This window comes from Stenotrophomonas sp. 82F1, assembly GCF_056861525.1.
In genome coordinates this window covers 1-15903 of sequence record NZ_JBSPUD010000015.1, presented here as the reverse complement: position 1 = coordinate 15903, position 15903 = coordinate 1, and the positions used below count along the sequence as shown (strand labels likewise).

Here is a 15903-nt window from a genome sequence, read left to right as displayed (position 1 = left end):
GTCGGCTGGTCGCGGCGGTGGGTGCCGACCGTTGGTCGGCTGGTCGCAGCGGTGGGTGCCGACCGTTGGTCGGCTGGTCGCAGCGGTGGGGGCCGACCGTTGGTCGGCACACTGGGATGATTCGCGATGATCATCCACGCATGGCGTGGATCTACTGAACGATGGCGACGCCGAACGGAAGACGGGTGACCTGCAGCCCTGCAGTTGCGGCCAGCGCGTCCAGCGCCTGCTCCGGGCGATCGATGCGCAGCGCCGCGCTCACCGCCGGCAGCCGCGACAGATCGCCACGCACGAAGGTCGGGCCGGCGCGATAGCGCCCCACCCATCGCACGGCATCGGCGACGCTGGCCTGGTCCAGCAGCAGTTCGCCCTGCCGCCATGCGCCCACGCTGTCGGCCGGCACATCCTGCAGACGCATCACCCCGCTGTGTTCGCCATAGGCCGCACGCTGGCCCACCTGCAGGTATGTCCAGCCGCCGTCGGCCGGGCTGGCCACGCGCACGCTGCCCTGCCCGACCTGGGTCTCCACCCGGTCATCGCCGCGCGCGACGGTGAACGCGGTCGAGATGTCCTCGATCACGCCATTGCCCGCGTGCACGCTGAAGCGCCGCTGCGCATCCGGACTGACCTGGAACCAGGCACGCCCGCGCAGCAGCTCGATCTGGCGTGCGTCCGCATCGAAGCGCACGGCGATTGCACTGTCCGCATCCAGCACGGCACGGCTGCCATCAGGCAGCTGCACGCTCTGCACGACATGCGTGCTGCGGTGGTCGGCCTGCAGGCGCAACCAGGCTTCCGGCCATGCCACCAGCATCACCAGCGCGGCCGTGGCCGCCATTGCCCAGCGCAGGCGATTCGGCCTGCGCCGCTCGACGGGCGCAGCCTGCGGGCGTGGGCCGACACTGCGCCACAGCGCGCGCTCGTGCTCGAAGGCCCGACGGTGTCCCGGCTGTTGCAGCCAGCGCTCGAACTCGCGCATGCGCGCATCGCAGATATCACCGGATGCCAGCCACGTGATCCAGCCCTGGGCCTGTTCGGCCAGGGCATCGTCATTGGCGGCGGGCAGCATGTTCGGCGGGCTCATCGGCTGGCAGACAGGCGCATTCAAGCGCGGGCGGGGGAACTAGACCGCATCCACGGTCCAGTAATCAAGACGTTTCAGCGAAGCTCATCCCCAAGTCCGGTCGATCATCGACCGTTGCGCGCCCAGGCCAGGCGTTGCAGCGCGGTACGCACATGGTTCTCGACCGTGGTCACCGATACACCAAGACGCCGGGCGATCTCGGCCTGGGTCAGGCCCCGCAGGCGATTGAGCCGGAAGATGGTGCGGGTCGGCTCCGGCAGGTGCCCCGCCGCGTCAAGCACGCGCTGCAGCTCGTCCTGTGCCATCACCTGTTCCTCGGTCGAAATCACCTCGTCCGGCCCCCACAGGTAGTGGTCGGCCAGCAGGCGGTTGCGCCGGGTCGATTCGCGGCCATGGTCCGTGGCCAGATTGGTGGCCAGCCGGAACAGGTAGGCGCGCGGGTTGTCGATGGCCTGGCTGTCGTCCACCCCGCGGGCCTTGAACCACACCGCCTGGATCACATCCTCGGCACCATTCTCGCCGCCGAGGATGCGCTGCACCCGGCGCAGCAGCGCAGGCCGCTCGCGAATCAGCAGTTCGGTGAGGGCGGCGACATTGGAGGACATGCGCGGAACCGGGACGACAGACGGAAGGCGCCGCGGATGCTACTCCGTTAATGCGAATCAGTCACGTTCTCATCAATGGATGCAGTCGGTCAGGGCGTCGTAGATGCTCTGCGCGGTGCCGGGCAGCGGGTCATGCAGCGGGTCGCGGGCGGCGAGTGCGGTGTGGAAGGCCTCCACCGGAGTACCCGGCTGCAGCGGCAGGCGGCACAGCCAGGTCGGCTGCCGGGCCACCACTGTGCCGTCGTTGCGGGAGACTTCGAGATCGCTGGCGGCAAACGCCCACAGGCACTCGCGAACGGTGCCGCGTACCGCATCCACCGAACAGCGCAGGCGCAGGGCATGGATATCGCTGTACTCGCCTTCGCAGAAGGTGTCGCCGCAGATCGCGTCGAAGCCATGCTGCAGGCGCCCCTCCAGGGCAAAGAAGCGGTCCCAGTTGGCTTCCTGGTGCGGGTAGTGGATCAGATCGACGTAGGGGAAGGCGTGGGCCGAAGGCGCGGCCAGCAACGCACAGAACAGGCCAAATGGCAGGGCGGACACGTTCATGCGGCAACTCCTCGGGAAGGTGCGTCCAGCCTGCCGGCCCGGCCGCGCCGCCCCCATCGGTGAACCCCGGCCGCCGGCGTGGGCCCCCGCCGCGCGGTGCCGTCAGCCCCCCCACTCTGCACAGCGACCGGCAAAGGCATAAAATGGAGAGCTATCCGTCTACACCCCCACCTGGAGCACACCATGGGTCTGGAACTCGTCTCGCCCGGCAAGAACCCGCCGGAAGAAATCAACGTCATCATCGAGATCCCGAAGGATTCCGAGCCGGTGAAGTACGAAGTGGACAAGGAAACCGGTGCGATCTTCGTCGACCGCATCCTCTCCACCCCGATGCGCTACCCCTGCAACTACGGCTACGTGCCGAGCACCCTGTGCGGGGACGGCGATCCGGCCGACGTGCTGGTGGTGCTGCCGCTGCCGCTGGTTCCGGGTTCGGTGGTGCGCTGCCGTCCGGTCGGCGTGCTGAAGATGAGCGATGAGGCAGGCAGCGACGAGAAGATCCTGGCCGTGCCGGTCACCAAGGTGTTCGGCGGCTACGCCCACGTGGAAGACATCGAGCAGGTGTCCAGCCACTGGCTGGAGCGCATCGGTCACTTCTTCGAGCACTACAAGGATCTGGAGAAGGGCAAGTGGGTCAAGCTGGACGGTTGGGGTGGCGCGGCTGAGGCCAAGCAGATCCTGATCGAGGCGCACCAGCGCCACCTCGACAGCAAGGCCTGAGACTGAACAGCATTGCTCCGGCGCACGGCGTCGGAGCGATGCGGGTCACGTTTCATGACGGCGGCACATCACCTTTGCCGCCGTATTAGGTAAATTGCGTCACTTCACACGTCGTCGACATCGACCGTCGAGACAGCCAGGGGAATGTGTCGTGCGTATTCTGCTTGTTGGGGATACAGCCAGCCTGCCGGCTGAGCTGACCGAATTCATTGCCGATCTTGGGGAAGACTGGCAGCCGTTGACCGCCACCGATGGCCATACCGCGATGACCGCGGTCGCCACCCAGGGCGTGGACGCGGTGATCGTCTGCCCGCAGCTGCCCGATCTCAACGCAACGACGTTGCTGGGACAGATCCGCACCTTGCGCCCGGAGACCATCCGCATCGCACTGGTCGACGCGCAGCATGGCAACCGGCCGCCGCCGGCACGCCTGATCGGTGTCGCCCATCGCTTCCTGCCCTTGCCGTTGGCACCGGAAGTACTGCTGGAAGCATTGACCAGCCTGGAAGAGCTGCGCGACGTGCTGGACAGCCCGCGCCTGCGCGATGCCATCGGCCGCATCGAGAAGCTGCCCTCGCCGCCGCACCTGTACCTGAGCCTGACCCAGGCACTGGAACATGACGACGACGCCGACAGCGCCGACGTTGCCAAGCTGGTCGCCGCCGACCCGGCGATCGCGGCCAAGGTGCTGCAGCTTTCCAATTCGGCGTTCTTCAGCCAGGGCCGCACCATCGCCGACCTGCGCACGGCCGTGACCCGGCTGGGCCTGGCGACGCTGCGTGACCTGGTGCTGGCCAGCGAAGTGTTTTCCGCGCCGACCTTGTCCGGTGCCGAACGCAACTCGCTGCAGCAGCGCGCCTTGATGGCCTCGCGATTGGCCGCACGCCTGCTGCCCGACTCCAGCGCCGAACTCGGTGCCACCGCCGCACTGCTGGCCGACATCGGCCTGCTGCTGCCGGGCGTGCGCAACGAGCGCAGCGAAGCCGAGCCGGCGGACGACGACCGCCCCGGCCATGCCGAAGCCGGCGCCTATCTGCTGGGCCTGTGGGGCCTGCCGATGCCGATCATCGAGGCAGTGGCGTTCCATCTGCAGCCGCAGCGCGCCAACACCCGCAGCTTCTGGGTGACCGGTGCGGTGCACGTGGCGCTGGCGCTGGTCAACGGTGATCCGGTGGATGAAGAGTATCTGCAGCGCGCCGGTGTGCTGAACAAGCTGCCGCAGTGGCGCGAGCACGCCAACAGCCTGATGGGGCTGGTGCCGAGCGACGCCTGAGGCGTAGCGGCAGGCAAGTAGGAATGGGACGAAAGGCAGGCCAGGAGGCCTGCCTTTTTTAGTTGTGCCGGAAGATCCATCCACGCATGGCGTGGATCTACTGAAGTATCCGGAAGTTCGTCCGCGTGGCGTGGATCAGCCGTTGGTGAGCGGAGGTTCGTCCGCGCGCGGTGTCGGGTAGTCGCGGGTGACCGAAAGTTCGGCGCGCGGCGTGGGTATCCGCGTTGCCCGATCGCGCAAACAAGAAGGGCGGACCTTGCGGCCCGCCCTCCTCTTTCTGCTGTCACGCTTCGATCGATCAGAAGCGCTGGGTATACTTCATGTAGTAGTAGCGACCGATGTCGAAGCCACCGTAGTACGAGAAGCTCGAGTTCGGCTGGCTGTACATGACCGGGCCTTCGTGGTTGAACACGTTGTTGGCGCCGACCGAGACCGTGGCCTGCCACGGCAGGGTGTAACGCACCTGCACATCGTGGAAGGTGTTCGAACCGACCTTGCGGGTCGGCTGACCCAGGGTGTAGGCCGAGTTGAAGTCAGGCAGGTTGCACTCGGTGTCGTAGGAGCACGGCTCCTTCATGCTCGAGTAGTAACGCACGGCCCAGTTGACGCCCAGGTTGCCCAGGCTCCAATCGACATTCAGGTTCGAACGGACGCGGAAGTTCGCACCCCAGTCGCCGGTTGCCCAGCTGGTGTGCTGCTCGACCGGGGTCTCGGCTTCGTTGTCGCGCTTGTACTCGAGGTAATCGACGTAGGTGGTCTTCCAGTCAACCACGATCTTGCCGAAGGAGAACTCCGGCAGGCGGTACTTGATGCCCAGGTCGTAACCTGCGGTTTCCTGGTAACCACCGTTGATCAGGGTACGGGTAACGTCGACCACCTGGTTGACGGTACGGCCTTCGGTACCGCGGCTGAAGCGGTCACACGCCGACGCAACGCCCAGCACGTAGCACTGGTTGAGGATCGAGGTCACCGACTCGGCGGCGATCACGTTGTTGATGCGGATCTTCCACCAGTCCAGGCTGACGTCCAGGCCCTGCACGAAGTTCGGGCTGTAGACCAGGCCAGCCGTCCAGGTCTTGGAGGTTTCCGGCTGCAGTTCCGGGTTGGAACCGGACTCGAAGGCGCTGTAGGACTGGGTGCCCGGGCCGGTCGACTGTGCGCCACCGGAGGTGATCTGGCGGAAGTTCGCCGGAACGCCACGTGCACCGCAGGCCGCGGCAACCGACGGGTTGCGCGAGGCCGAACCGAAGCTGCTGTCGCACGGATCGGTATAGGCGTCGAAGGTCTGCGAGGTGCCGCCGTACATGTTGGCGATGTTCGGCGCGCGGAAGCCCGTCGAATAGGTCGCACGCACCAGCAGGTCGTCGATCGGCTTCCACTTCAGGCCGAACTTGCTGTTGATGGTGTCGCCGAAGGTGTTGTAGTCCGAATAGCGACCGGCCATGTCGAGCGACAGTTCCTTGGCGAACGGCATGTCAGCCAGCACCGGCACGTTCAGTTCGACGTAGAACTCGTCGAGCTTGTAGCTGCCCTTGGTCGGCGCGCCGGCCAGGTCGGTGCTCAGGCCCGACTGCAGCAGTGCATCCGGGTTGTACTCGCCGCTTTCCTGACGGTGCTCGTAACCAGCAGCGATGGCCAGGTCACCGGCCGGCAGCGTGAACAGCGAACCGGAGATGTTGGCGCTGTAAGCCTTGGTGGTGTTGGTGTAGGTGTCGTGGCTCGGCAGGAACAGGTAGGCCTGCAGTGCCGGGTCAGCCAGCGAACCATTGCCGGTGGAGCCGTACGGTGCCAGCGGGTTCCACGGGGTGCAACCGGCGATCACCTTGCCCGGGGTACCGCAACGGGCGACGTTGCCGTCCATGAAGGACGGACCGACGGCGTTCTGCACGTTCGGGATGAACAGGTTGCCGGTACCGGTCTTGACGCCCTTGTTCTGGTTGTAGACGTAACCCACGTCCCAATCCCAGAACTTGTCAGCGAACTCGAACGAACCTTCCAGGCCGGCCGAGAAGCGGAAGGTTTCCTGCTCGGATTCGGTCTGGCGCGGGAACTCGGAGGTGCGACGGATGAATTCCGCGTCCTTGCCCAGCGGGTTGTAGATGCTGTCGGCCGACAGCGGGGTGCCGTAGACCTCGGACTGGTACGGGTAGCCGGCAATCTGCGAGGTCGCGGTGCGCTTGGTGTACAGCACGTTCGCGGTGGCGCGGATGTTGTCGGTCAGGTCGTAGTTGCCGTTGGCGAACACCGAGCGACGGGTCAGCTTGTTCTGCAGCCACATTTCACGGCTGGCATTGGTGTAATCACCGGTGCCGAACTCGCGGAAGTCGCCGATGCCGTTGCCGGCACCGGTATTGGCGCGGGTGTACCAGATGTCATCGTCGGCATCCTTCGGGGTGCCCATGTCATCGATCAGCACGCCCTGGTTGGATGCCGGCGACCAGCCATTGGCATCGTCGGCGGTCGGGTTCGGATGGAAGCGACCGTTCGGGTAGCGGCTGAAGGAGCGATCCTTGGCCTGGACCTCGTCTTCCTTGCTGTACTCGGCGCCGAAGGTGATCGAACCGCGCTCACCGGTCTGGCCGTAGACGAAGTTGTAGACCTGCTTCTGGCCGTCGCCCTGGCCGTACTGGCCACCGTAGACGCTGGCTTCCAGACCGTCGAAGTTCTTGCGGGTGATGATGTTGACCACGCCGGCGATGGCGTCGGAACCATAGATGGCCGATGCACCGTCGGTCAGCACTTCGATGCGTTCCACGACCGAGGTCGGGATCGAGGCCAGATCGGTGTAGCCGCCGGTGCTGGTGCCCATGCGCTTGCCGTCCAGCAGCACCAGGGTGCGCTCCGGGCCGAGGTTGCGCAGGTCGACGTACTGGCCGCCGACTTCTTCGCCCGAGCTCAGGGCATCGGCGCGGCTGATCGCCGGCGAACCGGTCGCCGACAGGTTCTGCACGATGTCGGCAACGCTGGTGAAGCCCTGCTTTTCAATGTCGGCGCGCTGCAGCGCGATCACCGGCTGCGCGGTTTCCATGCTCGCCTGGCGGATGCGCGAACCGGTGACCGAAATGCGGTCCAGGTCGGTCGTGCCGCCGGCAGCTGCGTCCTGCGCCGAAGCGAAGGACGGTGCCAAGGCAAGCGCAATGCCGGCCGGCAACAAGCCGAGCCGCACTGCGGGAATACGAACGTTCATCAATCTCTCCAAGGTACGTGTTAGTAGCGTGTTAAAACGCCGTAGCACGTTACGATTGCGTTGCAGCGCTGTATTTGCGCGACACAACCGGAGACTTTGCGGAGTGTGGCGGAAGCTGCCCGTCGTTCTCGCGGAAGCGCGAAGCGGACTGCCCATAGCGGGCGCGGAAGGCGCGCGCGAAGCTGCAGCAGTTGTCGAAACCGCTGGCGGCAGCGACTTCGCCGACCATCATGTCGGTGTCGCGCAGCAGATCTGCCGCGCGCTCAAGGCGCAACCGTGCCGAAAGCGACTGCGGGCTTTCCTCGTACAGGCTCTGGAACGTCTTGGAGAGATACCAGCTGGAGAAGTTGGTCAGCTCGGCCAGTTCGCCGATGCGCACCACACGGTGGCTGTTGCCTTCCAGGTACAGGCGCGCGCGCTGCATGCGACCGAACACCTGGCGCTTGCGGCTGCGCGAGCGGCCCGGGCAACGCTGTACGTTGTCGGCCAGGCTGCGCTGCAGACCGGCCAGATGCAACAGCAACGGACGCAGCGCCTGCGCCGGCTGCCCGCTGGCGAGGGCGTCACGCCACAGGCGCAATGCCACGCGTGCATCGGCACGGTTCATCAGGCCGCGGCCGGCATACAGGCCGCAGTCGGCCATCTCGGTCAGCACGCGCAGCGCTTCGACATTCAGGTTCATGCCGACGCACAAGCCGTTGCGTCCGGCCTGGACCAGCGGCCTGGACTCCTTCTCGAACGCGATCCACTCGCCCTGCCGGAGCCGGAACCGTCCTTCCTTGGCTTCCACCCATGAGGTGCCGCGCACCTGCATCCACACGCTGAAACTGGTGCCGGCGGTCTGCAGGCTGCCGAGGCGGGCAACGCCCATGCAGGTCGGCGCGATATCGTCGATCGCCTTGTCCAGGGATAGGGTTTGGCCACGATCAGCCAGCGAGAGTTGACGCATGAGGGCACCACGGATTTGCCAAGTACAGGCCTCCGTTTTGCCAAATCAGGTGGCAGCGCGTCAGGAAAGACGGCCGAGATCGCCACGAAATCGCGGCGAGATCGTCACGAAGAAATTACGAAGGCCCTTTCTCGTTCAAGATCAACAGCTTGGAGAACGCCGGGAACAGCGCGGGGGGTTGCTCGGGCAGGCGCATCACACCGATGTCGGCTCCATCGCTGATCGCCAGGGCAAGGTACAGGCTGCTTCCGTCGGCGCTGGCGCTGAGTCCATTGCCCGCGCTCAGGCGCTGCGCGTCCAGGCAGCGCTCCGCTTCTTCGCGGCCGGACTGGATACGGACCAGCGTGGTGCCGCAGTCGGCACTGCTGCCAAGGTAGTCGATGCTGCCGTTGCCGGCCACGGTCCAGGTCCGGTAGCGCCAGCGGCTCGGCCGGTCCTCGCTGACCTGCTGCACGCTGGCCGGGGTCAACGCCGTGTCCACCGACCACAGCCCGCCGGCTGCCAGCCGAGTGAACAGTACCCGCCCGGTACTGCGGTCGAAACGCGCCTGCGACACGCCTTCCAGACTGGCCAACCGCCGCCATGGCTGCGCACTGCGGTCGAACAGGCTCAACCGGGTGTGCTGGTCGGCATCACGTTCAACCACCAGCAGCTGCTCCGCGTCTGCGCCGTACAACGCCTGCAACGGTTGCTCGGCGGGCACCGGAAGGCGATGCAGCTGTTCGTCGCGCGGGGCGATCTCGTAGACAACCGCTTCGCCATGCTCATCGCGGCCCACCACCAGCAGATGCCTGCTGTCGGCTGACCAGTCCGGTGCCTGCCGCGCTTCCGGCTTCAGCCCTTCGATCGGTCGCAAGGACTCCGGCCGCTGCATATCGGCCCACCACAGCGCAAAGCTGCCGGAACGATCGGAACTGAACACCAGTTGCCGTCCATCCGGCGCCACCATCGGTTGCCCGTCGCGGCCGCTGGAGGCGAACAGACGCTCGCCGGCACCGCCCTGCGCGGGCATCCTGAACACACCGAACTGCGCGCGCCGATGCACGAATGCCAGCATGTCGCCGCGCCGGGAGACGGCCGGCCACTGCGCATCGTCGAGCCCGGCGTCGCGCAGCGTGCGGCGCTCGACGTCGAGGTAGTACAGGCGTGCCTCGCTGTCCACGCGACGACCGAACACGATATGTCGACCGTCGCCCAGCCATGCCCAACCGCGCAGCTCGGCCGATTCGGTCGTCAATTGCTCCGGTGTGCCGCCGCTGGCAGGCATCCGCCACAGGTCGCCCAGCTGAGGGTTGCGGACAAACACCAGCCATTTGCCATCCGGCGAATAGCGCGGGGCGTAGTCGAAATCATCCTCGTCGACCGCGTAGTCCAGCGCCCGCCATTGGCCACTGGCCAGATCGAGCACGCGGATACCGCGATGGGCATAGCGACCGACCATGCTGCCGAAGACCAGGCCGCGGCCATCGGGCGTCCAGTCGAAACTGAGCAGTTCGGTGCCGTCGCAGCGTGTGGCCTGGCGCACGGCGCCGCCGGTGGCGCTGGCGATCAGCACCTGGCAGCTGTCATCGGCGCCAAAGCGGGCGAAGGCGATTTCGCGGCCATCCGGCGACCAGTTCGGGAAGCGGTCGCTGGCACCTGCCGGCGGCGACAGCAGCTGGCGTGCGGGCGCATTGCCGGAGGTCTGCACCTTGATGGCGTTGCCACCCTTGCCGTCGTCGTTGGCGCCTTCGTAGGCAACCTGCGATCCGTCAGGCGAAAGTGTGGGATAGGTCTCAAAACCGGCTGTCGCGGTGATCAACCGATATGGCCGTTCAGGGCTTCCGATCACCCGCGTGCCGTTCTCCACGGCGGCGTCCACCGGAGAATTCACCGGCGCCGGGCGGCGCAGCAGCAGTACGCTCAACACCACCAGCGCAAGCAGCATCACCACGCCCAGCGCCAGCAGCAGGCGCCGGCGCAGGCGCCGCCAACGACGGCTGCCACGTTCAACCACGGCCGCGCCGGCGGGGGCCACGGCATCCGATGCAGGCGGCTGCGATGCCGCCGACTCCTCTGCCGCAGCGATCGCATCGGTCTCGTGGTCCGCCAGCGGCTGCACCGGTACCAGCAAGCGGTAGCCGGTCTTGGCGATGGTCTCGATGTACGCCTGGCCATTGTCGTCGTCGACGCTGAACGCCTTGCGCAGCTGGGTAACCGCCTGGGTCAGCACATCGTTGGTCGGCAGTGTGTCCGGCCACACTTCGGCGAACAGTTCGTCACGGGTCACCACCCGCCCGGGCTGCCGCATCAACATGCGCAGCACGCCCAGCGACTTGGGCGTCAAACGGCGTGTACGGCGGGCACCGGCGACTTCGACCTCACGCGAGGACAAAGTAACGATGCACTCGCCGACGCGGACGCGGTCGGATTCAGGCGACTGGATTTCGCTGTTGATCATTCGTTGCTATGGGGTTGAAACAGGCCGCAAACACTGTTCACCATCGATCCCTTCCCATCCTTGGCACAGCAAGAAGCCAGATTCCGCACAAAGCATCGGCGCATACCGCAAAAAAAACGAAGCCTCCGGATATTAGCCTATGCGAGTTACCTCGCCTATCGCGTGGTCGACATCAGGCTCTCTCTCGCCGACGCATTCACATAATAAGCATCATCATTCGCGCCCTTTCGGGCGCGATATTTTTATCTGGCGTTCATTTTCAGAAGCGTTTCAGCATGGTCAGGCCGACCAGCCGCGAAACCACCAGCGCGACATACATGACGCCGGAAAACTGCTCCAGCATGACCAGCGCGCGGGCCTGCGGATGCAGTGGCACGACATCACTCAGCCCAACGCCTGACAATAAGCTGAAGCTCAGATAAAGCAGCTCCATCCACGTGCGCTGCGGCCCACCACTGGCGCCCTGGAAACTGCCCGGATACCACTGCTGACATACCGCAAAGGTAAAAGCGAATGCCCATGCCAACAACGTGAACGTGGCGCCGGCGGCAAACAGTTCGTCGCGGGTCACCTTGTGGTCCTGCAGCATGTAGGCGATCAGCGCACCCGCGGTATAGAAATACAGCAGGCTTTCCAGCAGCTGTGCGGTGATGCCCAGTGCCGGCCGGTCGAGCAATGCCGCAGAGAGGGAAAACACCACCGCCGGAATGGCCAGCACCAACGCCAGCCAGGTGCCCAGCGGGCTGCGCTGCACCACCCACAGGGCCAGGCCGAGCACGGCCATGCCGAACACCCCTACTGCCGCGCGCCCGGCAGCGGTTTCGTCCAACGCCGGGTACAGCAGTACCGACAGCAGTTGAGCCCCGAGCAGCCACGCAGAGGGATGACGGCGGGCGATGGCCAGCCAGCGGGTGGTCACGGCAATGGGCATGGTTCCTTGTCCCCGGGGAACGATGGGCCGAGGATAGCGGCATGTCCGTGAGATGGGTGATGGGATGACGCCGGGCATGACCCGGCGCTGCCCCTCTGCGATCAGCCCTGCTGGTAGACCTCGGCGCCGGCTGCACGGAACTGCTCGGACTTCTCCTGCATGCCCTTCTCGGCGTACTCGCGCACGTCCTGGGTGATCTTCATCGAGCAGAAGTGCGGGCCGCACATCGAACAGAAATGGGCCAGCTTGTGCGCGTCCTTGGGCAGGGTCTCGTCATGGAATTCCTTGGCCTTCTCCGGGTCCAGGCCGAGGTGGAACTGGTCTTCCCAGCGGAATTCGAAGCGTGCCTTGCTCAGCGCGTTGTCACGCACCTGCGCACCCGGATGCCCCTTGGCCAGATCAGCAGCATGGGCGGCAATGCGATAGGCCATGATGCCGTCGCGCACGTCCTGGCGGTTGGGCAGGCCCAGGTGCTCCTTCGGCGTGACATAGCAGAGCATCGCGGTACCGAACCAGCCAATCATCGCCGCGCCGATCGCGCTGGTGATGTGGTCGTAGCCCGGCGCGATGTCGGTGGTCAGCGGGCCGAGCGTGTAGAACGGGGCCTCGCCGCACTCGCGCAGCTGCTTGTCCATGTTCTCCTTGATCAGCTGCATCGGCACATGGCCGGGGCCTTCGATCATGGTCTGCACGTCGTGCTTCCAGGCGATCTTCGTCAACTCACCCAGCGTTTCCAGCTCGCCGAACTGCGCCGCATCGTTGGCATCGGCAATACAGCCCGGGCGCAGGCCATCGCCCAGCGAGAAGGTCACGTCGTAAGCCTTCATGATTTCGCAGATGTCTTCAAAATGCGTGTAGAGGAAGTTCTCCTTGTGGTGGGCCAGGCACCACTTGGCCATGATCGAACCGCCGCGGCTGACGATGCCGGTAACGCGCTTGGCGGTGAGTGGCACGTAGCGCAGCAGCACGCCCGCATGGATGGTGAAGTAGTCCACGCCCTGTTCGGCCTGTTCGATCAGGGTGTCGCGGAAGATCTCCCAGGTCAGCGCTTCGGCGCGGCCGTCGACCTTCTCCAGCGCCTGGTAGATCGGCACCGTACCGATCGCCACCGGTGAGTTGCGGATGATCCACTCGCGCGTTTCGTGGATGTGCTTGCCGGTGGACAGGTCCATCACCGTGTCACCGCCCCAGCGGATCGCCCACACCAGCTTTTCCACTTCCTCGGCAATACCCGAGGACACCGCGCTGTTGCCGATGTTGGCGTTGATCTTGGTGAGGAAGTTGCGACCGATGATCATCGGCTCGCTTTCCGGGTGATTGATGTTGTTGGGCAGCACCGCACGGCCGCGGGCGATTTCATCGCGCACGAATTCCGGGGTGATGATGTGCTGGATCGATGCGCCGAAGGATTCACCGGGATGCTGCTGCAGCAGCGCGGCATCACGGATCGCCTCCAGCCGCTGGTTCTCGCGGATGGCGACGAATTCCATTTCCGGGGTGATGATGCCGCGGCGCGCGTAGTGCATCTGGGTGACGTTGGCACCGGCCTGCGCGCGGCGCGGCAGGCTGCGCGCGGGGAAACGCACCGGATCCAGCTTGGGATCGTGCTCACGCGCGCGGCCGAACGAGGAGCTGAGGCCATCAAGCTGTTCGGTGTCGTTGCGCTCCTCCACCCACGCACGACGCAATGCGGGCAGGCCTGCGGAAAGATCGATAGGGACCTGCGGATCGGTGTACGGGCCGGAAGTGTCGTAGACGGTGACCGGTGCGTTCTCTTCGCTACCGAACACGGTGGGCGTGCGGGTCAGCGCGATCTCGCGCATCGGCACCTGCAGGTCCGGCCGCGAGCCGGGCACGTGGATCTTGCGCGAGCCGGGTATGGGCCTGGTCACGGACTCGGAGAGTTGCTGGGCCTGTTGCTGCAGGGCAGAGAGCTGTGCGTTCATCGGGCATCGTCCAGGAAGGTCAGGGACGAAGCGGCGGCGCACTGCGCCCGCGCCCGGACAGCACCAAGGCGGTCCTTGGGCGTGGTCGGGGCACGGCTGCATTGCAAAGCTTCCCTACGCCGGTATGAGCCGGATCAGGTTCCAAGGGACTATCTCAACCGTGGCCACAAGGCCGCGGTACCCCCGCTTCTTGGTGCGCATTAGAGCATAGACCGCCTGCCTCCGGGGTCAGATCCGGTTCCTGCGGAAAACGGATCTGACCCCAATCGCCATTCGTTAACAGAACCGTGACGTCGCATTCAGTAACGTGCACGCGCACCGCACCGTCGCAAGCGGTGCATTCCCTGCCGCCATCGCGGCGCCTGTCCGGTGTGCGCACGCTGTCGCTGGACCACTCCCTGCAAGCTTTCGCTCGCTCCCCTCAATCCCTTGATCGGAGAAGCTCCTTCATGGTGTTTCGCATTTCCATTGCACTGGTGTTTGCCCTGGTGCTGCTGGCCGGCCTCGCGCCCGGCCCCTTCAATACCGTCGTGCAGGCGGCGCTGGGCGATGTCATCCGCAGCGTCGGCTGGCTGTACCTGCTGGTGGTATTCCTGGCGTTGGTGTTCCTGATGTACCTGGCGTTCGGCCGCTTCGGCAACCTGCGCATCGGTGGCGAAGACGCCGAGCCCGAGTTCTCGCGCGCCAGCTGGATGTCGATGCTGTTCGCTGCCGGCATGGGCATCGGCCTGGTGTTCTGGGGAGCGGCCGAGCCGATTTCGCACTTCACCAAGCCACCGGAAGGCATTGAACCGCAGAGCATGGACGCCGCACGCGCCGCGATGCGCTACGTGTTCTTCCACTGGGGCCTGCATCCGTGGGCGATCTATGCGCTGATCGGCCTGGCGATGGCCTGGTTCCAGTTCAACCGCAACGGTGGTGGCCAGATCAGCGACATGCTGCAGCCGATCATCGGCCGACACCATCGCGGCTGGATCGGCAAGGTGGTCAACATCTCCGCCGTGGTCGCCACCGCAGTGGGCGTGGCCACGGCACTGGGTTTCGGCACGGTGCAGATCGCCGCCGGCGTAGAACGGGTGTTCGGGCTGCACGCAGGCATACCGCTGCAGCTGACCATCATTGCAGTCGCGTTCGTGCTGTACATGGCCTCCTCGCTGAGCGGCGTGGGGCGTGGCATGAAGTGGCTGTCCAACGTCAATCTGGCGCTGGCGGCATTGCTGCTGGCATTGGTGCTGGTGCTCGGCCCGACTGGCGCCATCTTCAACACCTTCACCACCACGCTGGGTTCCTATCTCAACCAGTTGGTGACCATGAGCCTGCGCATGTCGCCGTTCTCGTCCAGCACCTGGGTGGCGGACTGGACGATCTTCTATTGGGCATGGTGGATTTCGTGGGCACCGTTCGTCGGTTCGTTCATCGCGCGCATCTCGCGCGGCCGCAGTGTCCGCGAGTTCGTGGTGGGCGTGGTGCTTGCGCCCACCCTGCTCGGTTTCTTCTGGTTCTCGGTCTTCGGTGGCACCGCGATCTGGTCGCAGATCTTCGGCCACGCCGACCTGGTGCAGGCGCTGGGCAACGGCTATGAGACGGTGCTGTTCACCCTGTTCGACAGCCTGCCACTGCCGTTGCTGCTATCGAGCATCGCCTTGGTGCTGTTGATGATCTTCTTCGTGACTTCGGCTGATTCGGCGGTGCTGGTACTGGCCACGATGTCCACCGACGATGCGGGCGAGCCATCGCGCAGGCACAAGATTGCGTGGGGCGTGGGCATCGCACTGATCGCGGGTGCGTTGCTGCTGGCCGGTGGTCTGGAGGCGCTGCAGGGAATGATCACGATCGCCGCGTTGCCGTTCGCGCTGTTGATGGTGCTGGTGATGGTGTCGCTGTACCGCGTGCTGGACCAGGAGTACACGCGCGAGCGGCGGCAGGCGCAACGCCAGCGACGCATGATCGATGCGTGGATCGCGCGTGAGATGGCGGCGCAGGAAGAGACCCAGGCGGAGGCGGTGCGCGCGCAGGATTCGGATTGAGGGTGTTTTGCAGCCTGCGGCTGCACTGCTTTTTTCAAGCAAGAGCCAAGTTCAAATTCAAAAGCGGCTCTGGGTTTCTGCTGGTTGGGCGAGGCGGTGTGGGTGGGCAGGACACGCCGTAAACCCGTCCATGGGGGCTCGATGGCGCCATCCATGGCGCCAACGGTCCTGCCCCCCCCCCCCCCCCCACCCCCC

At 65.5% G+C, this 15903-nt stretch carries 11 protein-coding genes and 1 riboswitch; of the genes, 3 read left to right on the top strand and 8 right to left on the bottom strand.

Annotation, left to right across the window (positions count from 1 at the left end; translation table 11 throughout):
* Window positions 1-151: 151 nt before the first annotated feature.
* The 3 genes from AC13GI_RS14450 to AC13GI_RS14440 all read right to left on the bottom strand — a co-directional run bounded on the left by AC13GI_RS14450 (window position 152) and on the right by AC13GI_RS14440 (window position 2235).
* Window positions 152-1084, bottom strand: a complete 933-nt coding sequence (locus AC13GI_RS14450) for a FecR family protein (RefSeq protein ID WP_482996654.1) — start codon at window positions 1082-1084, stop codon at window positions 152-154.
* Window positions 1085-1188: 104 nt separating this feature from the next.
* Complete coding sequence (locus tag AC13GI_RS14445; protein WP_482996653.1) at window positions 1189-1689, bottom strand: RNA polymerase sigma factor; 501 nt, start codon at window positions 1687-1689, stop codon at window positions 1189-1191.
* 72 nt (window positions 1690-1761) lie between these two features.
* The gene (locus AC13GI_RS14440) at window positions 1762-2235 is read right to left on the bottom strand and encodes a hypothetical protein (protein WP_380654995.1); all 474 of its coding nucleotides are present in this window, start codon (window positions 2233-2235) and stop codon (window positions 1762-1764) included.
* 183 nt (window positions 2236-2418) lie between these two features.
* Here AC13GI_RS14440 and ppa point away from each other — a divergent pair, with 183 nt between their 5' ends.
* A complete protein-coding gene (ppa, locus tag AC13GI_RS14435; RefSeq protein ID WP_025874161.1) occupies window positions 2419-2955 on the top strand; it encodes an inorganic diphosphatase in 537 nt (178 codons plus the stop codon).
* Between the two features lie 151 nt (window positions 2956-3106).
* Window positions 3107-4228 carry an HDOD domain-containing protein gene (locus tag AC13GI_RS14430; protein WP_099821627.1) on the top strand — a complete coding sequence of 374 codons (1122 nt, stop codon included), beginning with the start codon at window positions 3107-3109 and terminating at the stop codon, window positions 4226-4228.
* Between the two features lie 298 nt (window positions 4229-4526).
* On the opposite strand, the gene AC13GI_RS14425 is transcribed toward AC13GI_RS14430, so the two are convergent.
* From AC13GI_RS14425 to thiC, 5 genes are all read right to left on the bottom strand, one after another.
* Window positions 4527-7415 carry a TonB-dependent receptor gene (locus tag AC13GI_RS14425; RefSeq protein WP_482996652.1) on the bottom strand — a complete coding sequence of 963 codons (2889 nt, stop codon included), beginning with the start codon at window positions 7413-7415 and terminating at the stop codon, window positions 4527-4529.
* Between the two features lie 49 nt (window positions 7416-7464).
* A complete protein-coding gene (locus AC13GI_RS14420; protein ID WP_099821629.1) occupies window positions 7465-8364 on the bottom strand; it encodes a helix-turn-helix transcriptional regulator in 900 nt (299 codons plus the stop codon).
* Between the two features lie 115 nt (window positions 8365-8479).
* On the bottom strand, window positions 8480-10804 hold the full coding sequence (locus AC13GI_RS14415) for a winged helix-turn-helix domain-containing protein (RefSeq protein WP_482996651.1): 2325 nt from the start codon (window positions 10802-10804) through the stop codon (window positions 8480-8482).
* Between the two features lie 259 nt (window positions 10805-11063).
* Window positions 11064-11735, bottom strand: a complete 672-nt coding sequence (locus AC13GI_RS14410; RefSeq protein WP_099821631.1) for an ion channel — start codon at window positions 11733-11735, stop codon at window positions 11064-11066.
* Between the two features lie 101 nt (window positions 11736-11836).
* Complete coding sequence (thiC, locus tag AC13GI_RS14405; RefSeq protein WP_482996650.1) at window positions 11837-13681, bottom strand: phosphomethylpyrimidine synthase ThiC; 1845 nt, start codon at window positions 13679-13681, stop codon at window positions 11837-11839.
* Window positions 13682-13774: 93 nt separating this feature from the next.
* Window positions 13775-13876, bottom strand: a riboswitch (TPP riboswitch).
* A gap of 254 nt (window positions 13877-14130) precedes the next feature.
* Between thiC and AC13GI_RS14400 the strand changes: the two genes are divergently transcribed.
* A complete protein-coding gene (locus AC13GI_RS14400; protein ID WP_482996649.1) occupies window positions 14131-15708 on the top strand; it encodes a BCCT family transporter in 1578 nt (525 codons plus the stop codon).
* Window positions 15709-15903 lie beyond the last annotated feature (195 nt).